Here is a 23,383-nt window from a genome sequence, read left to right as displayed (position 1 = left end):
CAGCGGACGGCCGCCCTGCGGTGGCCGCGGCGGCGGTGTGGACGGCGGAGTCGGCCGGCGCCGCGGATCAGGCGGGCCGGGCGGCTGCTGGTTCATCGAGTGGATCCCCCATGCGGTCGGCAACGCCGTTCGCCCAGGTGGCGGTTTCGGCGTTTCGGCGGTCAGCATAGATCGGCTGGCCTAGAGTGTGTGGCTGTGTTGACGAAATGGGGGACGGCGGTCGTGGCCGTCGCGGCGAGTACGGCCTTGATGGCCCCGCCGACGGATTCGAACGTGCCGAAGGCGCCCGAAGCGGGCCCTTCGCTGACCAACGCGCCGCAACTGCCGAAGCCGCCGCCGCTCGGCGCGCGCGGCCAGCTCGGGCTGCTCCAGCCGCCGAGCGGTTCGGCCGCGAACGTCGCGGTGAAGGTGGAACGCGACGGTTCCGTGTCGATCACCGAGCAGGTGACCGTCCCGGGTGGACAGCACCTGGTGCGGCGGATCCCGTTGAAGGTTCCCGCCACCGACGAGCAGGACCGCGTCTACGGGATCCGTGACGTCTCGGTGGAAGGCGCCGGGAAGACCGAGCTGACCGGTGAGCAGCTGATCGCCACCTTCGACGGCGGCGCGGCCACCCTCAAGTACAAAGTGGACGGAGCGGTCGCCGACATCACCGGCGCGCAGCAGGTGCGCTGGCAGGTCGCGAGCGGCTGGGACGGCGAACTGTCCAGGGTGTCCGCTTCGTTCAGCGCGCCGACGCGGGAAATGCCCACAGTGGACTGTTTCGCCGGGCCGATCGGCTCGGACCGGCAGTGTTCGCTCGCGGAGACCGACCACAGCGGCGTCGTCCGCATCGAACAGGACAAGCTCGCGGCCGGGGAGCGGGTCGACCTCGCCGTCCAGCTGCCGCCGGGCACCGTGCCGGCCAACGCGCGTTTCGAGCGGATCGCGTCGGTCGGTGGCGCGTTCGCCCTCACCACGCCCGCCGGCATCGGGTTCGGGGTACTGGCGCTGTTCCTGATCCTCGGCGCGGTCGCCGTCTGGCTGCTGCGCCGTCGCGACAAGGCGGCGCTCACCGCGGGCACCGGCCCGGTCGACGTGCTCATGCGCGACGGCGATCGGGTGTCCTTCGCCTCGCCGGACGGCGTGCTGCCCGGGCAGGTCGGCACGGTCGTCGACGAAACGGTCGACGTCGTGGACGTCAGCGGCACGGTGGTCGACCTCGCGGTCCGCAACTACCTGTGGATCGCCGAGGTCCGCGGCGCCGGGACCGTCGATTGGCAGATCGCCCGCCGCAACGCGCCGGACGAACACCTCGCCGGCTTCGAGCGCGAGATCTACACCGCGATCCTCCCCGAGGGCACCGATTCCGTGCTGCTGTCGGAACTCCGCGGCCGCGGCACCGTCGATCTCCGCGTCGCCGGTGAGGCCATGTACGCCGACGTCGTGCGCAAGGGCTGGTTCTCGCGCCGCCCGGACAAGTCCAGGAGCAAGTTCACGTGGGCGGGTGTCGGCCTGGTCGCGCTCGGGCTCGTGGGCACCGTGATCCTGACGTTCACCGCCGGGCACGCGCTGCTCGGCGTCGCGGTCGCGCTCGCCGGGGTCGCGGTGTTGCTGGGCGCGTCGTGGGTGCCGCCGAAGACCTCGCGCGGCAGGCGCCTCGTCGGTCAGGTGCGCGGCCTTCTCGAATACCTGCACACGGTCAAGGTCGCCGACATTCCGTTGCGGGACCGCGAAATGGTGTTCTCGCGCTCGCTGCCCTACGCGATCGTGCTGGGCGACACCGAGCACTGGCTGCGGACGTTCGAGGCGCTCGACCCGTCGGCGGACGGTTCGGCCGGGCTGTACTGGTTCGGCGGCCTCGAAGGCGACCGCGACCTGCGCCGGTTCGGCGCGCACCTGCCGTCGTTCCTGTCCGCTTTGGACGGTCTGCTCGCCGAATCCGGGCACCTGCGCTCGATCCGCCCGGAACCGGTCCCCGCCTGACGTGAAGATCTGCTTGTTGGTCGGCCTCCTGCTGGTGCTGGGCGCGGCACCGGCGGGAGCGCAAAGCGAACCGCAACTGCCGACGCTGCCCCACAGCGCGGAGATCTCGCTCAAGGTGGAACGCGACGGCGCGCTGTCGGTCGTCGAGGCGGTCTCCGTACCGAGCGAAGCGACGATGACCCGCCGCATCCCGCTGCGGACGGCCGCCCCGCACGCCCGGGACCGGCTCATCGGCATCCGCGACGTCGTCATCGAGGGCGCGGGCAACTCCGAACTGACCGACGACGAGTTCACCATCCGGCTCAAGGGCGGCACGTCGGTCGTCCGGTACACAGTGGACGGTGCGGTCGCCGAAGCCGACGGCCTGCTGCGGGTCGGCTGGCAGGTCGCGGGCGGCTGGGACACCGGCCTCGAACTCGTGCGCGCCAGCTTCGCCGCGCCCGCCATCCCGAACGCGGTCACCTGTTACGCCGGTCCCGAGGGCTCGCGCGCGCACTGCGGGGCCGCGCAGATCGCGCATTCCGGGCTGACCCGGTTCAGCCAGCAGAACCTCGCCGCCGGGCAGCGGATGGAGATCTCGGTCGAGCTGCCGGGCGGCACCGTCCCGGCGAACGCGCGGCTGGAGCCGTCGAAGACCTTCGCCGGGGCCTTCGTGCTCGCCGCGCCGGTCGGCTGGGCTTGGGGCGGCTTCGCGCTCGCGCTGGTCGTCGGGGCCGTGGCGCTGGTCCTGCTGCGACGGCGTGACAAACAGCCGGGCGACGCCCTCCCGGTCCGCCTGCTCACCGGGAAGGACGAACAGGCCGCTTTCGCCTCGCCCGACGGCGTGCTGCCGGGACAGGTCGGGATCGTCCTCTCGGGTCGTGCCGACGCCGTCGACCTGGCGGCGACGGTCGTCGACCTCGCGGTGCGGAACTACCTGTGGGTGAGCGAGGAGCCCGGCGAACTGAGCGACTGGCGGCTGGTCCGCCGCAACCCGCCGGACGAGCAGCTCACCGCGTTCGAACGCGCGGTGTTCGACCTCCTGCTGCCGGACAGGCGGGAGTCGGTGCTGCTGTCGGAGATCCAGTCCGCGGGGATCGGGATCGAAGCGGTCCGGGGCGCGCTGCACGACAGCGTGGTCGAACGCCGCTGGTATTCGCGGCGGCCCGGCGGGCTCACCCGGGCGGGCCTGCGGATCTGCGGCTACGGCCTGTTCCTCACCGTCCTGCTGGCACTGACCGTCGGCTACGCGCAACTCGGGCTGATCGTCATCGCCGCGGGCGCGGTAATCGCCGTCGCCGCCCGGTGGCTGCCGGTGCGCACCGGGGCAGGCGTCGCGCTGCACCGGCGGCTGCTCGGCGTCCGTGACGCGCTGCTGGCGACCAAGGCGACGGCCGTCCCGAAGCTCGAACGCGAGGTGCTCCTTTCGCGGGCGCTGCCCTACGCGCTCGCTCTCGGCGAACAAGAGCACTGGGTCGCCGGATTCGCCGGACTCAAGGGTCCGCCCAAGATCTACTGGTACGGCAGGGAAGCCGACGGCGAGGCGGAGATCGCGAGGGTGAGCGACTTCACCGCCGCGGTGGTGGGAACCTTCGCCGCGACCCGACAGGGTCGTCGCCTGAAGGCCTGACTAGCCCGTAGGGTGGTGCGCATGGCCGATCCCGAGCTTGTCCGATTCACCCTCGACAACGGTCTGCGCGTGGTGCTCGCGCCCGACGCGACCGCTCCGGTGGTGGGTGTCAGCGTCCACTACGACGTGGGCTTCCGTTCCGAGCCCGAAGGGCGCACCGGTTTCGCGCACCTCTTCGAGCATTTGATGTTCCAGGGGAGCGAGAGCCTGGAGAAGCTCGCGCACTTCCGGTACGTCCAGTCGAGTGGTGGCAGCTTCAACGGTTCCACCCATCCGGACTACACGGACTACTTCGAGGTGCTCCCCGCCGCGGCGCTCGAACGCGCCCTGTTCCTCGAAGCGGACAGGATGCGCGCCCCGAAGCTGACGCAGGAGAACCTGGCCAACCAGATCGACGTGGTCAAGGAGGAGATCCGCCTCAACGTGCTGAACCGGCCGTACGGCGGGTTCCCGTGGATCCTGCTCCCGCCGGTGCTGTACTCCACGTTCCCCAACGCGCACAACGGTTACGGCGGTTTCGAGGACCTCGAACAGGCGACCCTGGACGACTGCGCGGCCTTCTTCGACACCTACTACTCGCCCGCGAACGCGGTACTGACCGTCGCCGGCGACTTCACCGTCGAGCAGGCCCGCGAGCTGATCGAGAAGCACTTCGGCGACGTGCCGTACCGGCCCGCCCCCGTGCGCCCGTCGTTCGCCGAGCCCGCTCCCGAAGGTGAGCTGCGCGGCGAAGAGGTGGATCAGCACGCCCCGCTGCCCGCGGTCGGCGTCGGCTACCGCATGCCGGACCCGATCAACGACCTCGACGGCTACCTGGCGAACCTCGTGCTCGCCGGCGTGCTGACCGACGGCGACGGTTCCCGGCTGCAGCAGCGCCTGGTGCACCGCGAGCCGCTGGTCGTCGACATCGGCGCCGGCGCCGGGCTGTTCGGCCCGTTCGAGGCCCGCGACCCGGACACGTTCACCATCACCGCGATCCACCCGCACGAGGTGACCACCGATCAGGTCCTCGCCGCGCTGGACGAGGAGCTGGAGAAGCTGGCGGCCACGCCGCCGGAGGACCAGGAACTGAAGAAGGTCACCGCGCGCTGGGCCGCGAGCCTGCACTCCGAGCACGACAAACTGGTGTCCCGCACGCTGGCGCTGGGCTCGTTCGAGCTGCTGTACGGCGACGCGTCGCTGGTGTACCGGCTCGCCGAGAAGATGTCGGCGGTCACCGCGGAAGCCGTTTCGGCGGCGGCGAAGGCACTGCGCCCGGATTCGCGCGCCGTCCTCGTCATCCGTCCGGGCAGTGCCGATTCAGGACAGGGATCCTCAGACCAGGAAGGCACCGAGCAGTGAGCGCACCGCACCGCACCGCCGAGGAGATCGGCCGCACGGCCGCCGGGCCGCGTCCGGTCCCGTCGCTGGGGACGCAGCGCGCCGCCGCCGATTTGTCCCATGTGGACAGCACGCTGAGCAACGGGCTGCGGGTGCTCGCCGTCCGCAAGGCCACCGTGCCGCTGGTCGAACTGCGGCTGTGGATCCCGTTCGCCGGTGACGACGCCCTGCACCCGGCGACCGCCGAGGTGCTGGCCGAGACCCTGCTGACCGGCACCGCCCGCCGCGACCGCATCGAGATCGACGCCGACCTGGCACTGATCGGCGGTGACCTGGCGTCCGGCGTCGACCCGGAACGGCTGGCCATCACGGGTACCTCGCTGGCCGACGGCCTGCCGACGATGCTCGACGTCCTCGCCGACGCGCTCACCGGCGCGTCGTACGCGGACGCCGAGGTCGAGCGGGAACGCGAGCGGCTCATCGAGCGGATCGCCGTCTCGCGCACGCAGCCGAGGACGATCGCCCGCGAAGCCCTGCAGAAGCACCGCTACGGCGACCACCCGGCGACCCGTGAGGTGCCGAAGGCCGAAGACGTCGCGGTCGTGACGCCGGAGCAGGTCCGCGCGCTGCACCAGGCTTCGGTGCTGCCGCGGGGCTCCGTCCTGGTGCTCGTCGGCGACATCGACCCGCAGACCGTCATCGGCGATCTGGAGAAGGCGCTCGGCGGCTGGGCTTCGGACCGCTCCGCCGTCCGCCTGCCCGCGCTGCCCGTGCTCACCGGCGGCGACGTCCTGCTCGTGCCGCGTGCCGGTGCCGTGCAGTCGCAGATCCGGCTCTCCGCGCAGACGGTGTCGCGCACGGACCCGGGTTACGCCGCGCTGCAGCTGGCGAACCTCGCGTACGGCGGGTACTTCTCGTCGCGGCTGGTCGAGAACATCCGCGAGGACAAGGGTTACACCTACAGCGCGCATTCCGGATTCGAGTTCACCGACCAGACCGCGGTGGTGAACGTCGACGCGGACACCGCCACCGACGCGACCGCGGCCGCCCTGCTGGAGACCCGGTACGAGCTGGCCAGGCTCGGTCTCGTGCCGCCGACCGCCGACGAGGTCGAGTCGGTGCGTCAGTACGCGATCGGCTCGCTGGTCACGGCGGCGTCGTCGCAAGGGGGGCTGGCCGCGCAGCTGTCCGCGCTCGCCGCGACGGGACTGGGCGTCGAATGGCTCGCCGGGCATCCGGAACGGCTCGCCGCGGTCACCGCCGAAGACGTGGCCAACGCCGCGCTGGAGTTCTTCGCGCCCAAGCGCTTCACCGGGGTCGTCGTCGGTGACGCCGACGTCCTCGCGCCGAAGCTGAAGGCGCTGGGCGACGTGACCGTCGGGGAGCCGGCTGAATGAGCACACCGTTCGGGCTGGGGGCGCTCCCGACGCTTTCGCGCTCCACGGCGGACCGTCAGGAATCCTTGCGCACCAACCCGGACAGGCTCATCGAGCGCTGGCCGGACGCCCGGGTGGTGCTGCTCGACGAGCACGCCCGCACCCCGGTGATCGAGGGTTCCGGCACGCTCGCGACCCGCAAGACGCAGGACTTCGGCACCGAACCGCCCGCCGACGCGGTCTTCCTGGGTGAGTGGCAGGGCACCGACTTCTGGTCGCTGCCCGGCCACCCCGCCGGGGAGACGGAGACCGTCGAGATGGCGGGCAGCTGGGGCGTCGTCGAACAGGTCCCGCGCCACGAAGGTGAGATCTGGGTCGACCTGCGCGGCTACGGCGACCTGCTCGACGACACGTCGGCCGGGCTGTTCACCACCGCGCAGGCGCTGTGGAACTGGCGTCGGCAGGCGAAGTTCTGCGCGAGCTGCGGGAGCCCGGTCGAGGTGGTCCAGCTGGGCTGGGCGAGCAGGTGCACCGGCTGCGGCCGGGAGGAGTACCCGCGCACCGACCCCGCGGTGATCTGCCTCGTGCACGACGACGCCGGTGTCAACGGCGAGCACGTCCTGCTGGCCCGGCAGCCGATCTGGCCGCCGGACCGGTACTCGATCCTCGCCGGGTTCGTCGAGGCGGGGGAGTCGCTCGAAGGCTGTGTCGAGCGGGAAATCCGCGAAGAGGTCGGCGTCGAGGTGCGTGACGTGCGCTATCTCGGCAGCCAGCCGTGGCCGTTCCCGCGGTCGATCATGCTCGGCTTCACCGCGCGGGCCGACATCGCTTCGACGATCGTGCCCGCGGAGGGCGAGATCGAAGAGGCGTTCTGGGTTTCGCGTGAGGAGGTGCGGGCCGCGTTCGCGAACAGCCAGCTGCGGAACGCGGGCGCCGTGCCGACGCCGATCGCCGGGGGTACGCGGCAGCTGGTGCTGCCGGGGAACTCGTCCATCGCCCGGGTGATGCTGGCCGCGTGGGCCGGAGTTTGACGTTCCTGTTCTGTCCGTGAAGGACTCCTTGAGGGACTCTGGGCCCCTCAAGGAGTCCTTCACGGACAGCGCGTCAGGAACGGGTGAAGCGCAGGACCCAGGCTTGCTCCTGGATCTCCTCGTCCGCCAGGGTCCAGCCCTGCTCGCCGGCCACGGCCAGCACGCGCTCTTTCGGAACTTCCTTGTAGCGTGACCAATCGAGCTCGATCCGGGCTCCTGGCACGGCGACCGAATCGCGCAGGGCCCGCACCTGCGCCTCGCGCCGTCCGCGCAGAGTGCTCTCGGGAACGCCGATGGCCTGGACGATCCCGAGGACGACCACGACGGCCAGCGCCGGGACGACGAGGAGCAGGTTCACGGCGTTCTCAGTCATCGAGCGACAACTTCCTCTTCGTGCGCGGTGCTTCGAAGAGCAGGGTGCGCGCCCCGTTGTACGTCCGGCGATCTCCGGTGTACCGGAAGCCCTTGCTCGCCGCGAGTTCCTTGATCATCGGTTCGGACAGCGGGTGAGCGGTCCAGACCGGCACCTGACCGTGCCGCGAAAGATCCTTCAGCGCCCGGTCGCAGCCCTGGCTCAGGGTCTGCCGCGAGCGCCGGACGAAGCCGATGACGAACCACAGTGCCAGTAAGGGAAAGGCCGCGTAGAGAACGATCATCGCTCAGCCGAGCTGGTTCGTGATCGACGACGGCGGAGCCGGGGGATCGAACGAGACACTCTTCGCCACTCCGTTCAAGATCGCCAGATAGGCCCGCCAGTCTGCCAAATCCTCGGTGGCCACGGACAGGATGGCCAGCCGCCGCCTGTCCGGGAAGGCGAAGATGATCTGCGCCTGCCGCATCCGGTGGGTGACCGGTCTCCGCCCGCCGAGCGGGGTGAACGGGAGCGACACCGTGACCTCCTCGCCGACGACGAGTGCCTCGCCCGCGGGGAAGTCCGCGTACCCGATCTCCCGTGGCTCGCCCCGGACGGTGAGCCCGCCGGCGATGGCCGCGAGCGGCTGTTCCGCCCGCAGGTCGGCGGGTTTGACCATGATGGCCAGCTGACCGGTGGTGACGCGGGCCGGGTCGTGGTCCGACCGGGCGAAGATCTGCCCGACGTAGACGGCGCCCTCCTCACGGAGCTTGGCCAGGGACATCTCCTGCGTCAGCGCGAGGTGGACCGCCTGGTGCGGGGTCAAGCCGCGCAGCGCGGCCGGCCATCGTTCGAGCGCCCGCCGGATCCGCGCGTCGGCAGGCTCGGCGAAGTCGACTTCGTGCAGTTGCTCGGGAACCGTGAACCGGAACGGGACCTTCGTCGCCGGGGCGGCGCCCGGTTCGAGTGTGGTGATCATTTCAGCGAGATACCCCCGAGGATCGCGCCGATGGCGCCGGTCGTGTTCTTCGCGTTGGTCGTCGCCTCGGTGGTGTCGACCAGCCCGAGCGCGCTCGGGATCTGCAGTGCGACGCCGGTGCCGCCCTGAATGACCTTGGCGACGTTGTTGCTCATGGCGACCAGTTCCGGCGAGGCGGTCAGGCCGACGCCCATCGCCTTGTCCGCCATCCAGCTGAACGCCTTGGCCGGATCCTGCATGCCGCCGACGACCTTGGCGATGTCGTCGGAGAACGCCTTGCCACCGGCGACCATCGCGTCGGCGGCGGTGTTCATCATCCCGGTCGCCCGGCTGACGTCGACCAGTTTGTCCACGCCCGAAAGCGCGGTGGACGCCGCGTCCACGCCCTTCGCGACCGCGCCGACGCCCGGGATCATCCCGATGACGTCGCCGCCGAGTGACACCCAGGCGTTCGGGTCGTCCCACTTGTCGTTGACCACCATGTCGGCGCCGTGGGCGAGCAGCGCGACCGCGCCGGCGCCCAGCGCGATCGGGCCCATGATCGGGGTGAGGATCGGGATGAACGCGAGCGCGCCCGCCACCGCGGCGACGATGCCCGCGATGTCACCGATGTCGCCGAGGTGGTCCTTCAGCCACTTGCCGACGTCGTCGAACATCGACCCGAGCGAGTCCCAGAACGACTCCGTCGGGGCTTCGCCCGCGGCGTCCTTCAGCTCGTCCGCGCAGTTGTCGGCGTCGTCTTCCCAGGTGTCCTTGAGGTTCTCCGCCTGCTTCCGGAGATCGGCGAGCCGGTCCCAGGCCGCGTTCGCCGCGTTGATCTTGTCGACCGCCGCGTTGTGCAGGTTCGCGTCGTCCGGCTTGCCCATGGCGGACTGCCGGGCCGAGCGCGCCGCCGAGTCGGCCTGTTCGGCCGTCCCCTTGGCCTTCTTCGCCTCGGCTTCGAGTTCGCGTGCCTTCCGCTGGTGCGCGTCGAGCCGGTCGCTCCAGGTGGAAAGCGCCTTGCCGGCCTTGTCCAGCGACTTGTGACTCTTTTCGAGGTACTCGGGCAGCGGCCCGAGCCGCGAGGTGAAGGCCTGTGCGGCGGTGCCGGTCCACAGGTCCCGTTTGTCCTTGACGTTCTTCAGGACTTCGAACGCCTCGTTCGCGTACTTGCCCGTATCGGTCATCTGCCGGGCGAGTTCGCGTACGGTCGCCACGTTGCCGCGCGCGGGATCGAAGCCCAGCGCCGAGAAGTCGTCAGCCATTCGCCGACCCGCTTCCCACGTCTGCGGCCATCTTCTTCAGCGAGTCGGTCAGCCCGGCCTCGAGTTCGGCGTATCCCTTCATCGCCTGGTCGAGGCCGCCCTTCATCTCGTCGACGGCCCTGCGAAGCTCACGCAGGCCGCCTTCCCAGTCCTCCTTGAAATCGGCGCAGGCTTCGTCGAGGTCTTCGGGGCCGATCGAATCGGGCCCGATGTCCTGCATGTGCTTGATCGCTTGATCGATGTTGTCGACGGCACGGCCGAGGTTCTTCCCCAGCGCGTCCATGCCGTCGATGTCGACGGTGAAATCCGGCATTTCGCCCCCAGTGGCTGTTCTGCGCGGCGAGCATAAGGCGAATGGCGCGCCGGTGTGGGCCGAATGGGCGAAATGACCGACCCGTGTCGGCGCTCCGGCGAAGGGTTGGTGATTCGCCCACGGGCGCGAAGATCGTTCGCTAAGCTCCCGGCGTCCACTTTCTGGATCGACACTGGGGAAAACCATGAAGAACACGTTGCGGCGGTTCGCCGTCGCCGGAGCCGCTGTCGCGGCCTTCGCCTCGTTCAGCGCCGTGAACGCCGGAGCGGCGCAGGCCTCGGACTACGAGTACTTCGATACGTACGAGAACCAAGATCGGTGCGGATCCGTCGGCTACCACGGCCAGATGGTCGGGGACTGGAACGGGTGGATGTGTTACCCCTCCAACGTGATCCCCTGGGCGTACGACCTGTACGTGCAGCCCAACTTCTGATCGACGCGTAGCCGAAGGGCCGCTCAGGACACTCCTGAGCGGCCCTTTCGTCGTTTTGCGCGTGAAGGCCCTCTTCCCTCGGCTCAGCCGAGGGAAGAGGGCCTTCACGCGCAACGCAAGTAGTCGACTACTTGCGACGGTGCCTCTCGCTCACCGTGCCCCCACGTGTACCCACTGTGCGGAACATCGCAAGCGTTACCTCCCCGTTTCCCCATCCCGTTGACGGCTGTGGTTCGGCTCACTACAGTCCCCGGAAACCGTCTGTAAAGTTTCCTAACGAAGTCGGGAGCGAGTCCACGTGCGAGCCGGCAGTCCGCGAATGCTGCGCGAGATCAACGATCGCGCGGCCATCGAGGTCCTCCTCCGGGAGGGCCCGCTGACGCGTTCCGAGCTCGAGGTCGCGATCGGCCTGTCGAAGCCCGCGACGGCGCAGCTGCTCACCCGTCTCGAACAGGACGACATCGTCGGCAAGGCGGGCGTGCGCGGCGGTGGACGCGGGCCACGGGCGCAGCTTTGGCAGGTCAACGGCGGTGTCGCCTACGTCGCGGCCGTGGACCTCACGCCTCAGAAAGCCGATTTCGTGGTCGCCGACGTCACGGGCGCGGTGCTGGCCGAGTACCAGGTCCCGTTGCCGGTCCACGAGGGCGCGGACGTCGTCGGCACCTTCGGCGCGGCGCTCACGAAGGTCGCCGACGACGCCGGACTCGCCGCCACCGATCTCCGCCAGGTCGTCATCGGCGCTCAGGGTGCCTTCGATCCGCACACCGGTCTGCTCTCTTCGGCGCCGCACATCCCCGGCTGGCTCGGCTTCGACGTGCCGAGCAGGCTCAGCGCGGAACTCGGCGTCGAGGTCACCATCGAGAACGACGTCAACCTCGTCGCGATCGTGGAAATGACCGTCGGCCAGGCGGTGGGCCTGGACGACTTCGTGATGATCTGGCTCAGCGACGGCGTCGGCGGCGCGGTGGTGGTCGGACGGCGGCTGCTGCGCGGCGCGACCGGCGGCGGCGGCGAGATCGACTGGATGCGCGTTCCCGATCCGGTTTCGGTCGCCCGGCGAGGGGAAAAGCCGCGCGCCGGAGACCGCTTCGGTGACCTCGTCGCCTCACCCGCGGTCGTCGAACTGGCCGCCGCGCACGGGATCGAGGCCGAGACCGGCGCGGACGCCGTCACCCAAGCCCGCGAGAGCGAGAACGAAGGCTTCCTCGACGACCTCGCCCGCCGTGTCGCGGGCGGCGCGGCCGGTCTCATCGCGGTCGTCGACCCCGAACTCGTCCTGCTGTCGGGTGACACCAGCCGCGCCGGCGGCGAGGAGTTCGCCGCGCTGGTCGCGACCCGGCTGCACGAACTCGTCCTGCCCCGCACCCCCGTCGGGGTCGCTTCGGTACAGGGCAACGCGGTGCGTGCGGGCGCGCTCCAATCGGCGCTCGCCACCGTTCGCAGGGACGTCTTCGGCGTCAACACCCCTTCGCTCCTCGGGCCCAGGCGGTCCGGGGCGGGAGAGCCCAACCCGATCGTGGCTGTCCCGGATTCACGAACAGAACCACCGTCTCCCGCCCCAACCAACTAGGAGGAGGGTCATGAGTTCCACGACCCAGGTTCGGAGAAGTGGCCGCCGTTGGCGCGGCTCGATAGTGCTCGGCGCGGTCACCGTCGCCGCACTGGTGTCCGCCTGTTCGGGCGCCGCAAGCGGCCCGAACTCCGGCTCGGGTGACGCGGCTGCCGCCCCCGCCGCGGACGCGAAGCTCACGCTGACCGTCTACAGCAAGTTCACCGACCGCGAGTACAACGTGGTCACGGCCGGGCTCAACAAGCTCAAGGCGAAGTTCCCGAACATCGAGATCAAGCACGAAGGCCAGCAGGACGACGACAAGATCACCCAGTCCATCCGCGGTGGCAACCCGCCGGACGTGGCGATCTCGTTCTTCACCGACAACCTCGGCGCGTGGTGCTCCACCGGCAGCTTCCAGGATCTCAAGCCCTACATCGACCGCGACAAGATCGACCTGACGCAGATCCCCGACGCGGTCCGCAGCTACACCGAGTTCCAGGGCAAGCGCTGCGCCATGCCGCTGCTCGCCGACGTCTACGGCTTCTACTACAACAAGGACATGTTCGCGGCGAAGGGCATCACGTCGCCGCCGAAGACGACCTCGGAACTGTTCGAGGCCACCAAGAAGCTGACCGAGTTCAACCCGGACGGCTCCATCAAGGTCGCCGGCTTCCTGCCGTCGATGCCGTTCTACGCCAACTACGCGCAGTACTGGGCCCCGAACTTCGGCGCCACCTACCTCGGCCCGGACGGCCAGTCGCACCTCGCCGACAGCCCCGAGTGGAAGGCGATGTTCGACTTCCAGAAGCAGCTCGTCGACTTCTACGGCGGCCACGCCAAGGTCGAGCAGTTCAAGGCCGGGCTCGGCGAAGAGTACTCGGCGGACCACGGTTTCCAGCGCGGCAAACTCGCGATGATGATCGACGGCGAGTACCGCACCGCGTTCATCAAGGACCAGGCGCCCACCCTGAAGTTCGGCACCGCGGCCCCGCCGGTGCTCGACAGCAAGCCGGACCGCTACGGCGGCGCGTTCACCACAGGCACGATCATCGCGATCCCCAAGGGTGCCAAGAACCCGGGTGCGGCTTGGGAACTGATCAAGCAGGTCACGCTGGACACCTCGACGCTGGTCGAACTCTCCAACGGGCTCAAGAACGTGCCGAGCACCAAGGCCGCGCTGACCGACCCGAAGCTCGAGGTCACGCCGGAGTTCAAGACGTTCCTCGACCTGTACAACGGCGGGAAGCTGCTGCCGAACCCGTCGACCCCGATCGGTGACGCGCACCTCAAGGCCGTCAACGACTTCGCGGAGAAGTGGCAGGCCGGGAACATTCCCGACATGATCGCGGGTCTGAAGCAGGTCGACGCGCAGATCAACGACGAACTGGCCCAGAAACGCGCCGGCGGCTGATCGCATGACATCGACCCTGGATTCCAGGGCGGTCGCCTCCCCTTCCGCGTCCACCCGGACGCGGAAGGGGAACGCGGCGCGCCGCCGTCGTACGGTCTTCTACTTCATCGCCCCGGCGATGCTCGGGTTCCTGATCTTCTTCGGTTACCCGCTGATCGCCACGGTGTACTACTCGTTCACCCGCTACGACCTGATCAACGCGCCCGAGTTCATCGGCTTCGACAACTACATCCGCATGTTCACCAGTGAGCAACTGGTCGGCACCGCCGCGTACAACACGCTGTGGCTGGTGATCGTGCTGACCTTCTGCCGGGTCGTGTTCGCGCTCGGCGTGGCGTCGATCATCTCGCGGCTGAAATCGGGCGTCGGCCTCGTGCGGACGCTCTGCTACCTGCCCTCGCTGGCCCCGCCCGCCGCGGCGACCCTGGCGTTCGTGTTCCTGTTCAACCCGGAATACGGCCCGGTCAACGCTTTCCTGCGGACGGTCGGCATCGACGGCGGGCTGTGGTTCAACGACCCGGCGATGTCGAAGCCCGCGCTGACCCTGCTGGTGATGTGGGGTTCGGGCGAGCTGATGATCATCATCCTGGCGGCGCTGCTCGACGTGCCGCAGGAACAGTACGAAGCCGCCCAGCTCGACGGCGCCGGTCCGGTCCGCCGGTTCTGGCACGTCACGCTCCCGTCGATCTCGCCGGTGCTGCTGTTCGGTGTCGTCAACTCGATGATCTTCGCGCTGCAGTTCTTCACGCAGGCGATCGTCGCGGGTTCGGCGGCCGCGGGCGCGGCCGACGTCGCGGGCAACACGAGATTCATCGGTGCGCCACAGAACTCGACGCTGACCTATCCGGTCTGGCTGTACGTCCAGGGTTTCCGGTACTTCAACATGGGTTACGCGGCGGCGATGGCGGTCCTGCTGTTCGTCGTCTCGGCCGGGTTCACCTGGATTCTCGTGCGGCAGCTCCGCAAGTCCCAGCACCAGGAGGAGGGGGCATGACCACCCTGGCCGAGCCCCGGCACACCGCGCCGGCGTCCGAACCGCCGAAGGTGCGGGTGCGGCGCCAATGGGACAAGAAGCTGTACTGGATCGCGACGCACAGCGTGGGCATCGCGATGGGCGTGATCTTCATGCTGCCCATCCTGTTCGTGTTCCTCACCGCGGTGATGTCCAGCGACCAGGCGCTTTCGTCGAACTTCTGGCCGAAGGAATGGCACTTCGAGAACTTCATCGAGGTGTTCGAAAAGGCGCCGCTGCTGCAGTACTTCGGCAACAGCATGCTGTATTCGACGCTGGCCACCCTCGGGGCGCTCATCTCGGCGATCCCGGCGGCGTACGCGCTTTCGAAGCTGAAGTTCCGCGGGCAGAACCTGTTCTTCATGCTCACCGTGGCCGCGATGATGCTGCCGCCGCAGGTCACCGTCGTGCCGTTGTACGACCTGTGGGTGCGGCTCGGGTTCACCGGGACCCTGGTCCCGCTGATCGTGCCGTACTTCTTCTTCGACGCCTTCTCGATCTTCCTGCTGCGGCAGTTCTTCCTCACCATTCCGAAGGACTATCTCGAAGCGGCGAAGATCGACGGCTGCAACGAGTTCCAGGCGATGCTCAAGGTGCTGATCCCGATGGCGAAGCCGGGGATCGCGGCCACCGCGATGTTCTGCTTCCTGTTCACCTGGAACGACTACTTCGGTCCGCTGCTCTACACCGGTGAGACCCGCGACAGCTGGCCGCTTTCGCTGGCGATCGCGTCGTTCCGCGGGATGCACCATGTGGAATGGAACCTCACCATGGCCGCCACCGCGCTGATCATGCTGCCGGTGATCGTGCTGTTCGTGTTCGCGCAGAAGTCCTTCGTCAAGGGCATCACATTCACAGGGGTCAAGGGATGAAACTGGCAGTCGTCGGTGGAGGATCCACTTACACGCCCGAGCTGATCGACGGGATCGCCGGACGACGGTCCACTTTGGACGTCGACGAGATCGTGCTGATCGATCCGGACGCCTACCGGGTGGAGGCGGTCGGTGACTTCAGCAACCGGTTGCTGAGCCACGCCGGGCATCCGGCGCGGGTCCGCACCACGTCGAATCTCGAAGAGGGTGTCGAGGGCGCGTCGGCGGTGCTGATCCAGTTGCGGGTCGGCGGGCAGCGCGCGCGGCGCGGGGACGAGACCTTCCCGCACGTCTGCGGCTGTGTCGGGCAGGAGACGACGGGCGCGGGCGGCCTCGCGAAGGCGCTGCGCACCGTGCCGGTGGTACTCGACATCGCCGACAGGGTCCGGAAGATCGCCGGGGACGACACCTGGATCGTCAACTTCACCAACCCCGTCGGCATCGTCACCCGGGCGCTGCTGAACGAGGGGCACCGCGCGGTCGGGCTGTGCAACGTCGCCATCCATCTCCAGCGGACGTTCGCGCATCTGCTCGGCGCCGGGACCGACGACGTCAAGCTCGTGCACACCGGGCTCAACCACCTGAGCTGGGAACGAAAGGTGCTCGTCAACGGCGAGGACCGGTTGCCGGAACTGCTGGCGGAGCACGCGGAATTCCTCGGCGAGCACGTCACCGCGCCGGTCGAATGGATGCGGCGGATGAACGTCGTGCCGTCGTACTACCTGAAGTACTACTACGGGCACGACGAGCAGGTCGCGAAGCAGCGCACCGAGCGGCCGCGCGCGGACGTCGTCAGCGACGTCGAAGAGGAACTGCTCAAGGTGTACCTCGACCCGGAGGTGGTGACCAAACCGGAGCAGCTGGAGAAACGGGGCGGTGCCTACTATTCCGAGGCCGCGGTGCAGCTCGTGCACGCGCTGACCTCGGGCGGCCCCGCCGAAGAGCACGTCGTCAACGTCCGCAACGAAGGCACTTTCGACTTCCTGCCGGACGACGCCGTCATCGAGGTTCCGTCCCTTGTGGACGGTAAGGGGCCGAGGCCGATCGCGCAGGAGCCGGTGGAGCAGCGGTTCGCCGGGCTCATCGCCGGGGTGACCGCCTACGAGCACCTCGCGCTGGAGGCGGCGATCAAGGGCGGCCGGGACCGGGTGGCCGACGCGCTGCTCGCGCATCCGCTGGTCGGCCAGTACGCCAAGGCGGATCAGCTCGCGGACGAGCTGGTGCGGGTCAACCGCCAGTTCCTGCCGTGGGCGGGGGCATGACGGCCGGCTCACGGGACGTCGTCGTCGCGATCGACGGTGGCAACAGCAAGACCGACGTCCTGATCGTCTCGCGGGACGGGCGGGTGCTCGGACGGTCGCGGGGACCGGGCGCGTCCCCGCAGAACATCGGCGTCGACGCCAGCGTCCGCGCACTGGAGGAGCTGGTCCTGGAGGCCCTTCGCGGGGCAGGGCTTCCCGACGAACGACCGTTCGCGGCGCATACGTCGGCCTATCTCGCGGGGCTGGATTTCCCGCAGGAGGAAGCGATCCTGCACGCGGCGCTGGCCGCGCGCGGCTGGAGCGAAACGCTGATCGTCGGAAACGACACGCTCGCGCTGCTGCGTGCGGGCAGTTCCGACGGGACCGGGGTGGCGGTGGTGTGCGGCGCCGGGATCAACGGCGCCGGCGTCAGCGCCGACGGCCGGGAGCACCGGTTTCCCGCGCTGGGCAAGATCTCCGGCGACTGGGGCGGGGGCTACCGGCTGGGCGAGGAGGCGCTGTGGTGGGCCGTCCGCGCCGAGGACGGCCGTGGGCCCGGTACCGCGCTGCGGACCGCCGTCGCCGCGCATTTCCAGGCGTCGTCGGTGCTGGAAGTGGTGCAGCGCCTGCATTTCGAGGAGCTGCACTCCGACGCGATCCACGGCCTGTGCCCGCTGCTGTTCGCCGTCGCGGCGGGCGGCGACGAGGTGGCGCAGGACGTGGTCGGCCGGTTCGTCGAGGAGGTGGCCGTGCTGGTCGCGGTCATCCTGCGACGGCTCGAACTGACCGAGGAGGCGCCCGAGGTCATCCTCGGCGGGGGAGTGCTGACCGGGGTCGGCGCGCAGGTGATCGCGGAGATCGAGCGACGGTGTCTGAAGGTGGCGCCGCGTGCCGCGATCCGCGTCGTCGACGTCGCCCCCGTGGTCGGCGCGGCGTTGTTCGGCCTGGACACCATCGGTGCCCCCGACACCGCGAAGGCCGCACTGAAGGCCGCCACCAGACGGGTCTAGGGAGGGCTGAAGGGGCCCTTCACCGCTGCGATGCGGTGAAGGGCCCTTTCGTCGCGTCTTATGCGGGGAAAGGGCCCTTCAGCTCCCGGCTCAGGAGGCGGCGGGGACGAGCGGGGCGTCCGTCTCCAGCAGCGACTTGAGGTCCGACAGGATCCATGCCCAGCCGCCACCGGCGTTCTCGCCCGGCCCGGCGGTGATGTCCTCCTGCGAGCCGTTGACCAGGGCGGCCGTCCACGGCGCGCCGGTGACGTCGTGGGTGACGGTCAGCCGGGTGCCCGCGGTCTTCGTCTCTTCGATCTCGTAGGTGAGCTTGGTGTACGGCTCCTTGTCGAAGGCGGAGTCCATGTGCAGTTTCCAGGTGATGACCAACTTGCGCGGTGGGTCGACCTCCAGGACCTCGCCGTCGGCCAGGTCGCTGGTGAACCCTGCTTGGACGTAGTCCGGCGTGGGGTGGGTGGCGAACTTGCCGCCCGGCCTCAGGTCGAAGTCGACCAAGCCGGAGTAGCCGTACTTCTGCGACCACTCGGGTTTCGTGATGGCGTCCCAGATCTTCTCCGGGGTGGCCTTGATGTAGACGCGGTAGACCTGGGTGTCGGTCATGAGGGCTCCTCGTTCTCGAGTTCGGCTTTGAGGTCGAGCAACGCGGTCACGTTGCGCTCGGTGAACTTGTCGATCCACCTGTCGTGGATCTGCCGGATCGGTACCGGGTTGAGGAAATGCTTCTTCTCCCGGCCTTCCTTGCGCGTGACGACAAGTCCGGCTTCTTCGAGCAGTTTCAAGTGCTTCATCACACCGAACCGGCTCATGTCCACTTCGGACTCGAGTTCGGTCAGCGTGCGGCCGTCACGCGCGAACAGCTGGTCGAGCAGGAACCTGCGGGTCGGATCCGCCAGGGCCTTGAAAACCAGGTCGTCGTCGGGCACGTCGAAAGAATAGGTGACCAAAAGGTCACATGTCAACCGGGAGTTCCCTGAAGCGCGTGAAGGCCCCCTTCCCTCGGCTCAGCCGAGGGAAGGGGGCCTTCACGCGCAGGGGCTTCGGCTATAGAAGGGCGCCCAGCGGCAGGATCAGCGCGATCGCGACCACGGAGATGACCGTCTCCATGATCGACCAGCTCTTCAGCGTCTGCCCGACCGAAAGCCCGAAGTACTCCTTCACCAGCCAGAAACCGGCGTCGTTGACATGCGAGAAGAACAGCGACCCGGCACCGATCGCCAGCACCAGCAGCGCGCTGTGGGACGGATCCATGGTCGCCGCGAGCGGGGCGACGATGCCTGCCGCGGACACGGTCGCGACCGTCGCGGAACCGGTGGCGAGCCGGATCGCGACCGCGACCAGCCAGCCGAGCAGTAGCGGCGACAGATTCGCGCCGGTCGCGAGACTGGTGATGACGTTGCCGACCCCGGCGTCTACGAGGGTCTGTTTGAAGCCGCCACCCGCGCCGACGATGAGCAGGATCCCCGCGATCGGCGGCAGGGAATCGCCGATGGTGGACGACATCCTGTCGCGGGTGAACCCCGCCGCGCGGCCGAGGGTGATCATGCCGAGCAGGACGGCGGCGAGCAGGGCCACCAGCGGGTCGCCGATGAAGTCGAGTACGCGCCGGAGGTGGTTTTCCTTGTCCAGCAGGATGTCCGCGAGCGCCTTGCCCATCATCAGCACGACCGGCAGCAGCACTGTCGAGAGTGTCGCGAGGAAGCCGGGGCGGCGGCCGTCCCCTGAAGTCGATTCCGGGACGAGCCGTTCCGGCGCGACGGCGTCCGGGACCATTTTCGCGGCCAGCCTGCCGAACAGCGGTCCGGCGATGATCACCGTCGGGATGGCGATGAGCAGACCGAAGGCCAGGGTGAGGCCGACGTTCGCGTTCAGCGCGCCCGCCGCGGCGAGCGGGCCGGGGTGCGGCGGGACGAGGCCGTGCAGCACCGAAAGCCCGGCGAGTGCGGGGATTCCCAGCAGCAGCAACGGTTTCCCGGTGCGCTTGGCGACCAGCAGGATCACCGGGATCAGCATGACCAGGCCGATCTCGAAGAACATCGGCAGCCCGATCAGCGCGGCGACCAGCGCCATCGCCCAGGGCAGCGTGCGGTCGCCCGCGCGGCGCAGGATGGTGTCGACGATCTGGTCCGCGCCGCCGGAGTCGGCGAGCAGCTTGCCGAGCATCGCGCCGAGCGCGATCAGCACGCCGACCGAGGCGACGGTGGAGCCGACGCCGGAGCTGAAGCTCTTGATCAGTTTGTCCACCGGCATGCCGCCGGCGAGCCCGAGCGCGCCCGAGCCGAGGATCAGGGCCAGGAACGGATGCAGTTTCGCCTTGGTGATGAGGACGACGATCACGGCGATGGCGAGCACCGTCGCGCCGATGAGGCGGGTGTCGTGTCCGGTCCAGGCGGCGGCGAGGGTGGTGGTCATTTGCGGTCCTCGAGAGCGGAGAGGGCGGAGGCGATGATCTCTTCCGGCGTGTGCGCGATGTCGGCGACGAGGCCGGATTCGTCCGGCCGCAACTGTTCGAGGTCGGCCAGCTGACTGTCCAAAAGGGACACCGGCATGAAATGGCCGGAGCGGGTCTTCATCCGGTCGGCGAGCAGGGCGCGGTCGCCGTGCAGGTGCAGGAACCAGACGTCGCCGCCGCCGCGCAGGACGTCGCGGTAGCGGTACTTGAGCGCGGAGGAGGTCACGACGCCGCCGGAGGACTGGTGGTCGGAGATCCAGGCGGCGATGGCTTCGAGCCAGGGTTGCCGGTCTTCGTCGTTCAGCGGGTGACCGGAACTCATCTTGTCGATGTTCGCCTTCGGATGGAACGTGTCCGCTTCGGCGTAGTCGACGCCGAGGCGTTCGGCGAGTGCCGTGCCCACGGTCGTCTTGCCCGAGCCGGAAACGCCCATCACCACGATGACGGTCATCCGTACCTCCCACGTCGTTGTAGCCGGGACGAGTACAGCTCAAAAGTACTACTTAAGCAATATGAAGTACTACTTAATCGAATCAGAACGCTAGGGTTCCCAGGTGGGCAATGACAGGCATGCCGAAATGCTCGACGCGCTCGGCTCCGCGATCGCGAACGGGGAGTTCGCGCCGGGTTCGGTGCTGCGGTCCGAGGAGCTGCAGGAGCGCTTCGGCGCGTCGCGCACCGTGGCGCGCGAGGTCGTCCGCGTACTGGAGACGATGTGCCTGACCAGCAGTAAGCGCCGGGTCGGGATGATCGTCCGCAACCCTGGGGAGTGGAACCACTACGACCCGCGGCTCATCCGCTGGCAGCTCGACGGCACCGAACGGAAGACCGCGCTGCGCACGCTGACCGAGCTGCGCTCCGCCGTCGAACCGAGCGCGGCCCGGTTCGCCGCGCTGCGGGCGACGCCGGAGGAGGGTGGCCGCCTGCGCGCGCTGGCCAAGCGGCTGGAGGAGACGGCGCACCGGCGGGATCTCGTGACCTTCCTCGGCCACGACGTCGCCTTCCATGACCTGCTGCTCTCCTCGTCGCGGAATCCGATGTTCGCGCAGCTTTCCGCGGTCGTCGCCGAGGTGCTCGCCGGGCGCACCGGGCACGGGCTGATGCCGGAGGAGCCGCAGCCCGAGGCCGTCGCGCTGCACGTCGAGGTCGCCGCCGCCGTCGACACCGGTGACCCTGACCGGGCCGAACGTGCCATGCGGGACATCGTCAGCCAGGCACGCGACGAGATGGCCGTCCTCCTGGACGGATGATCTTCGAGTAATCTCTGCAGGTCTTCGAGGGAACTGCATGCAGGGGGCGACGGTGAGCGCGGCACGCGCGATCGGTTTGGTGTTGGGGGTGGCGGCCGACGGGGCGATCGGGGATCCCCGGTCCCGGCGCCCGGTGACGGCGTTCGCCAGGGCGGCCGCCGCGGTGGACGCGAAGGTCCGGTCGAAGCATCCGGCGGCAGGCGTGCTCTGGACCGGTGGTCTGGCGGGTTCCGCCGTGCTGGCGGGCGCCCTCGCCGAACGCGCCGGACGGCGCAGCCCCGTCCTGCAGGCGACCACGACCGCGGTGACCACCTGGGCCGTTCTCGGCGCCGCCGGTCTCGCCGCGCACGGCACGTCGCTGGCGAGGGATCTCGAAGAGGGCGAACTCGAAACCGCGCGCACCACACTGTCCACACTGGACCCCCGCGTCGCCGACAGTCTCGGCGTCATCGGACTTTCGCGCGCTTCGGTGGAGACGCTCGCCGAGAACACCGCGAACGTCGTCGTCGCGCCGCTGGTGTGGGGCGCACTCGCGGGCGCGCCCGGTCTGCTCGGCTCGCGCGCGATCAGCCTGCTGCGCGGCCTGGGCCGGGGCCGTCCCGAGCGGTACCGGTGGTTTGTCGCCCGGTTGGATGAAATCGTCCATCTCGTGCCCACCCGCGTCGCGGCCGGGCTGACCGTGCTCGCGGCCCCGGTCGTCGGTGGTTCGGCGGGCGGCGCGTGGCGGGCATGGCGGCGGGACACGACCGCGCATCCGAGCCCGAATGCGGGCCGCGTCGAGGCCGCGTTCGCCGGGGCGCTGGAGATCCGGGTCGGCGGGCGGACGGTGTACCCGCACGGGGTCGAGGAACTGCCGGTGCTCGGCATCGGCCGCAACCCGGACGCCGGGCACGTGACGCGGGCCGTGGAGCTTTCGCGGGTGGTGGGGTGGCTGGGCGCGCTCAGCTCGGTGGTGCTGGCCGCTGTCGTCGGTCTTTGGCGGCGGCGCCGGTAGCAAGGGACCTTTGCTATCACCTAGGCTGCTGACCTGCGTAAAGGGAGCAGGGGACCTTTGCTGTCGCCCAGGAGGAGAGCCGATGACCGCGACCCAGCGCTGGGCGGAGCACCTGGCCGCGTGGGCGATTCCGGACGACATCCTGAGCGGCGCGCCCGAATCGCCCTGGGTGCTCCCGCGTCAGGTGTTCATCCGTCGGGCGGACGCCCAGATCGCCCGGCCGGCGGGCGCGACCCACGCCGCCGCCGTCGCGGCGCTGGCCACCCCGGGCACCGTCCTCGATGTCGGCGCCGCCGCCGGGGCGACGAGCCTCCCGCTGCTCGGCCGGGCGCCGGTCCGGGCGCTCACGGCGGTCGACGCGGATACCGAACTGCTCGCCCACTTCGCCGCCCGCGCGCGCACGCTCGGCACGACCGCCCGCGTCGTCGAAGGCCGCTGGCCAGAGCAGGCCGGGCAGGCGGGGGCCGCCGACGTGGTCGTCTGCGGGAACGTCCTTTACAACGTCGTCGACCTGGGCCCTTTCGTCCGGGCGCTGACCGCGTCCGCCCGCCGGACGGTGATCGCAGAAATCGCGGCCGCGCATCCGCTCACCGAGCTGAACCCGTTGTGGCGGCGTTTCCACGGCATCGAACGCCCGGCTGGGCCGACCGCGGAGGACTGCGTCGCCGCGTTGGCCGAACTGGGCGTTGAACCCAAAGTCGAGCGATGGCGTCGAGAGCCCGAAGCCGAGTACGCCACCTTCGCGGAGCTGGTCGATGTCACGCGAAGGAGGCTTTGTCTTCCTCTGAAGGCCGAGTCCGAAGTCGAGGCCGCCCTACTGGACCTCGGGGTCGACCCGGCGGTACCGCCGGATCTCGGCTCCTCGGGTCGCGAACTGGTCACCCTCAGCTGGCCGGTCTGAGCCCGGCTGTCGAGTTACCGTCTCCCTGTTCGTCATCCTCTGCGAACGATCCGTTTCGGACGGCTGGAG

The 23,383-nt window shown here is 69.5% G+C and carries 25 protein-coding genes; 16 read left to right on the top strand and 9 right to left on the bottom strand.

The window, feature by feature from the left end:
- The 6 genes from L324_RS43740 to nudC all read left to right on the top strand — a co-directional run.
- Positions 1–184 (top strand): hypothetical protein (locus tag L324_RS43740; RefSeq protein WP_235783693.1); only part of this gene is annotated, 184 nt, incomplete at its 5' end.
- An 11-nt stretch (positions 185–195) separates the two neighbouring features.
- The gene (locus tag L324_RS30710) at positions 196–1,965 is read left to right on the top strand and encodes a DUF2207 family protein (RefSeq protein WP_051174168.1); all 1,770 of its coding nucleotides are present in this window, start codon (positions 196–198) and stop codon (positions 1,963–1,965) included.
- Between the two features lies 1 nt (position 1,966).
- Positions 1,967–3,574, top strand: a complete 1,608-nt coding sequence (locus L324_RS30705) for a DUF2207 family protein (protein ID WP_037316886.1) — start codon at positions 1,967–1,969, stop codon at positions 3,572–3,574.
- 21 nt (positions 3,575–3,595) lie between these two features.
- Positions 3,596–4,915 carry a M16 family metallopeptidase gene (locus L324_RS30700; RefSeq protein WP_037316883.1) on the top strand — a complete coding sequence of 440 codons (1,320 nt, stop codon included), beginning with the start codon at positions 3,596–3,598 and terminating at the stop codon, positions 4,913–4,915.
- Positions 4,912–6,291, top strand: a complete 1,380-nt coding sequence (locus L324_RS30695; RefSeq protein WP_037316880.1) for a M16 family metallopeptidase — start codon at positions 4,912–4,914, stop codon at positions 6,289–6,291. Before L324_RS30700 ends, L324_RS30695 begins: the two co-directional genes overlap by 4 nt.
- On the top strand, positions 6,288–7,301 hold the full coding sequence (nudC, locus tag L324_RS30690) for an NAD(+) diphosphatase (protein WP_037316877.1): 1,014 nt from the start codon (positions 6,288–6,290) through the stop codon (positions 7,299–7,301). The genes L324_RS30695 and nudC overlap by 4 nt, the downstream gene beginning before the upstream one ends.
- A 73-nt stretch (positions 7,302–7,374) precedes the next feature.
- On the opposite strand, the gene L324_RS30685 is transcribed toward nudC, so the two are convergent.
- From L324_RS30685 to L324_RS30665, 5 genes are read right to left on the bottom strand one after another with little or no spacing between them, the layout of a single operon-like run.
- Positions 7,375–7,674: a hypothetical protein gene (locus L324_RS30685; protein ID WP_037316874.1), complete on the bottom strand. Its 300-nt coding sequence runs from the start codon at positions 7,672–7,674 to the stop codon at positions 7,375–7,377.
- Positions 7,667–7,957, bottom strand: coding sequence for a hypothetical protein (locus L324_RS30680; RefSeq protein WP_037316870.1), 291 nt, complete (start codon positions 7,955–7,957; stop codon positions 7,667–7,669). Before L324_RS30680 ends, L324_RS30685 begins: the two co-directional genes overlap by 8 nt.
- Before the next feature lie 3 nt (positions 7,958–7,960).
- On the bottom strand, positions 7,961–8,632 hold the full coding sequence (locus L324_RS30675; protein ID WP_037316867.1) for a hypothetical protein: 672 nt from the start codon (positions 8,630–8,632) through the stop codon (positions 7,961–7,963).
- A complete protein-coding gene (locus tag L324_RS30670) occupies positions 8,629–9,876 on the bottom strand; it encodes a putative T7SS-secreted protein (protein WP_037316864.1) in 1,248 nt (415 codons plus the stop codon). The genes L324_RS30675 and L324_RS30670 overlap by 4 nt, the downstream gene beginning before the upstream one ends.
- Entirely contained in the window at positions 9,869–10,189 is a 321-nt protein-coding gene (locus L324_RS30665) for a nitrate- and nitrite sensing domain-containing protein (protein ID WP_037316861.1), read from the bottom strand. The genes L324_RS30670 and L324_RS30665 overlap by 8 nt, the downstream gene beginning before the upstream one ends.
- Positions 10,190–10,373: 184 nt before the next feature.
- On the opposite strand from L324_RS30665, the gene L324_RS30660 reads away from it, so the two are divergent.
- From L324_RS30660 to L324_RS30630, 7 genes are all read left to right on the top strand, one after another.
- Entirely contained in the window at positions 10,374–10,622 is a 249-nt protein-coding gene (locus L324_RS30660; RefSeq protein ID WP_037316858.1) for a hypothetical protein, read from the top strand.
- A 319-nt stretch (positions 10,623–10,941) separates the two neighbouring features.
- Positions 10,942–12,192 (top strand): ROK family transcriptional regulator, encoded by a 1,251-nt coding sequence (locus L324_RS30655; RefSeq protein ID WP_037316855.1) that lies wholly within the window; start codon positions 10,942–10,944, stop codon positions 12,190–12,192.
- A 10-nt stretch (positions 12,193–12,202) separates the two neighbouring features.
- Complete coding sequence (locus tag L324_RS30650) at positions 12,203–13,585, top strand: extracellular solute-binding protein (RefSeq protein WP_037316852.1); 1,383 nt, start codon at positions 12,203–12,205, stop codon at positions 13,583–13,585.
- Positions 13,586–13,589: 4 nt separating this feature from the next.
- Complete coding sequence (locus tag L324_RS30645) at positions 13,590–14,579, top strand: carbohydrate ABC transporter permease (protein ID WP_037316849.1); 990 nt, start codon at positions 13,590–13,592, stop codon at positions 14,577–14,579.
- Positions 14,576–15,469 (top strand): carbohydrate ABC transporter permease, encoded by an 894-nt coding sequence (locus L324_RS30640; RefSeq protein WP_037316846.1) that lies wholly within the window; start codon positions 14,576–14,578, stop codon positions 15,467–15,469. The genes L324_RS30645 and L324_RS30640 overlap by 4 nt, the downstream gene beginning before the upstream one ends.
- Entirely contained in the window at positions 15,466–16,731 is a 1,266-nt protein-coding gene (locus tag L324_RS30635) for a 6-phospho-beta-glucosidase (protein ID WP_037316843.1), read from the top strand. The genes L324_RS30640 and L324_RS30635 overlap by 4 nt, the downstream gene beginning before the upstream one ends.
- Positions 16,716–17,720 (top strand): N-acetylglucosamine kinase, encoded by a 1,005-nt coding sequence (locus tag L324_RS30630; protein WP_037316840.1) that lies wholly within the window; start codon positions 16,716–16,718, stop codon positions 17,718–17,720. The genes L324_RS30635 and L324_RS30630 overlap by 16 nt, the downstream gene beginning before the upstream one ends.
- A 90-nt stretch (positions 17,721–17,810) precedes the next feature.
- Here L324_RS30630 and L324_RS30625 read toward each other — a convergent pair whose 3' ends face one another.
- The 4 genes from L324_RS30625 to L324_RS30610 form a co-directional block, all read right to left on the bottom strand.
- Positions 17,811–18,320, bottom strand: a complete 510-nt coding sequence (locus tag L324_RS30625) for an SRPBCC domain-containing protein (RefSeq protein WP_037316837.1) — start codon at positions 18,318–18,320, stop codon at positions 17,811–17,813.
- The gene (locus tag L324_RS30620; protein WP_037316906.1) at positions 18,317–18,643 is read right to left on the bottom strand and encodes an ArsR/SmtB family transcription factor; all 327 of its coding nucleotides are present in this window, start codon (positions 18,641–18,643) and stop codon (positions 18,317–18,319) included. Before L324_RS30620 ends, L324_RS30625 begins: the two co-directional genes overlap by 4 nt.
- Positions 18,644–18,761: 118 nt before the next feature.
- Entirely contained in the window at positions 18,762–20,129 is a 1,368-nt protein-coding gene (locus L324_RS30615) for a GntT/GntP/DsdX family permease (protein ID WP_037316834.1), read from the bottom strand.
- Complete coding sequence (locus L324_RS30610; RefSeq protein ID WP_037316831.1) at positions 20,126–20,620, bottom strand: gluconokinase; 495 nt, start codon at positions 20,618–20,620, stop codon at positions 20,126–20,128. Before L324_RS30610 ends, L324_RS30615 begins: the two co-directional genes overlap by 4 nt.
- Positions 20,621–20,747: 127 nt before the next feature.
- On the opposite strand from L324_RS30610, the gene L324_RS30605 reads away from it, so the two are divergent.
- The 3 genes from L324_RS30605 to L324_RS30595 all read left to right on the top strand — a co-directional run bounded on the left by L324_RS30605 (position 20,748) and on the right by L324_RS30595 (position 23,314).
- The gene (locus tag L324_RS30605) at positions 20,748–21,419 is read left to right on the top strand and encodes a FadR/GntR family transcriptional regulator (RefSeq protein WP_037316828.1); all 672 of its coding nucleotides are present in this window, start codon (positions 20,748–20,750) and stop codon (positions 21,417–21,419) included.
- 52 nt (positions 21,420–21,471) lie between these two features.
- Positions 21,472–22,413, top strand: a complete 942-nt coding sequence (locus L324_RS30600) for a cobalamin biosynthesis protein CobD/CbiB (protein WP_037316903.1) — start codon at positions 21,472–21,474, stop codon at positions 22,411–22,413.
- Positions 22,414–22,495: 82 nt separating this feature from the next.
- Positions 22,496–23,314, top strand: a complete 819-nt coding sequence (locus tag L324_RS30595; protein ID WP_037316825.1) for a class I SAM-dependent methyltransferase — start codon at positions 22,496–22,498, stop codon at positions 23,312–23,314.
- Positions 23,315–23,383: the final 69 nt, after the last annotated feature.

It is taken from the genome of Amycolatopsis orientalis DSM 40040 = KCTC 9412, assembly GCF_000478275.1.
GTDB lineage: Bacteria > Actinomycetota > Actinomycetes > Mycobacteriales > Pseudonocardiaceae > Amycolatopsis > Amycolatopsis orientalis.
This window is presented reverse-complemented; position numbering and strand designations above follow the sequence as displayed.

Excerpts from the sequence above, each read along its gene's own strand:
- L324_RS30700 (WP_037316883.1), top strand. The coding sequence starts at position 3,596 with ATGGCCGATCCCGAGCTTGTCCGATTCACCCTCGACAACGGTCTGCGC.
- nudC (WP_037316877.1), top strand. The coding sequence starts at position 6,288 with ATGAGCACACCGTTCGGGCTGGGGGCGCTCCCGACGCTTTCGCGCTCC.
- L324_RS30685 (WP_037316874.1), bottom strand. The coding sequence starts at position 7,674 with ATGACTGAGAACGCCGTGAACCTGCTCCTCGTCGTCCCGGCGCTGGCC.
- L324_RS30680 (WP_037316870.1), bottom strand. The coding sequence starts at position 7,957 with ATGATCGTTCTCTACGCGGCCTTTCCCTTACTGGCACTGTGGTTCGTC.
- L324_RS30675 (WP_037316867.1), bottom strand. The coding sequence starts at position 8,632 with ATGATCACCACACTCGAACCGGGCGCCGCCCCGGCGACGAAGGTCCCG.
- L324_RS30670 (WP_037316864.1), bottom strand. The coding sequence starts at position 9,876 with ATGGCTGACGACTTCTCGGCGCTGGGCTTCGATCCCGCGCGCGGCAAC.
- L324_RS30665 (WP_037316861.1), bottom strand. The coding sequence starts at position 10,189 with ATGCCGGATTTCACCGTCGACATCGACGGCATGGACGCGCTGGGGAAG.
- L324_RS30660 (WP_037316858.1), top strand. The coding sequence starts at position 10,374 with ATGAAGAACACGTTGCGGCGGTTCGCCGTCGCCGGAGCCGCTGTCGCG.
- L324_RS30655 (WP_037316855.1), top strand. The coding sequence starts at position 10,942 with ATGCTGCGCGAGATCAACGATCGCGCGGCCATCGAGGTCCTCCTCCGG.
- L324_RS30650 (WP_037316852.1), top strand. The coding sequence starts at position 12,203 with ATGAGTTCCACGACCCAGGTTCGGAGAAGTGGCCGCCGTTGGCGCGGC.
- L324_RS30645 (WP_037316849.1), top strand. The coding sequence starts at position 13,590 with ATGACATCGACCCTGGATTCCAGGGCGGTCGCCTCCCCTTCCGCGTCC.
- L324_RS30640 (WP_037316846.1), top strand. The coding sequence starts at position 14,576 with ATGACCACCCTGGCCGAGCCCCGGCACACCGCGCCGGCGTCCGAACCG.
- L324_RS30635 (WP_037316843.1), top strand. The coding sequence starts at position 15,466 with ATGAAACTGGCAGTCGTCGGTGGAGGATCCACTTACACGCCCGAGCTG.
- L324_RS30625 (WP_037316837.1), bottom strand. The coding sequence starts at position 18,320 with ATGACCGACACCCAGGTCTACCGCGTCTACATCAAGGCCACCCCGGAG.
- L324_RS30615 (WP_037316834.1), bottom strand. The coding sequence starts at position 20,129 with ATGACCACCACCCTCGCCGCCGCCTGGACCGGACACGACACCCGCCTC.
- L324_RS30610 (WP_037316831.1), bottom strand. The coding sequence starts at position 20,620 with ATGACCGTCATCGTGGTGATGGGCGTTTCCGGCTCGGGCAAGACGACC.
- L324_RS30605 (WP_037316828.1), top strand. The coding sequence starts at position 20,748 with ATGCTCGACGCGCTCGGCTCCGCGATCGCGAACGGGGAGTTCGCGCCG.
- L324_RS30595 (WP_037316825.1), top strand. The coding sequence starts at position 22,496 with ATGACCGCGACCCAGCGCTGGGCGGAGCACCTGGCCGCGTGGGCGATT.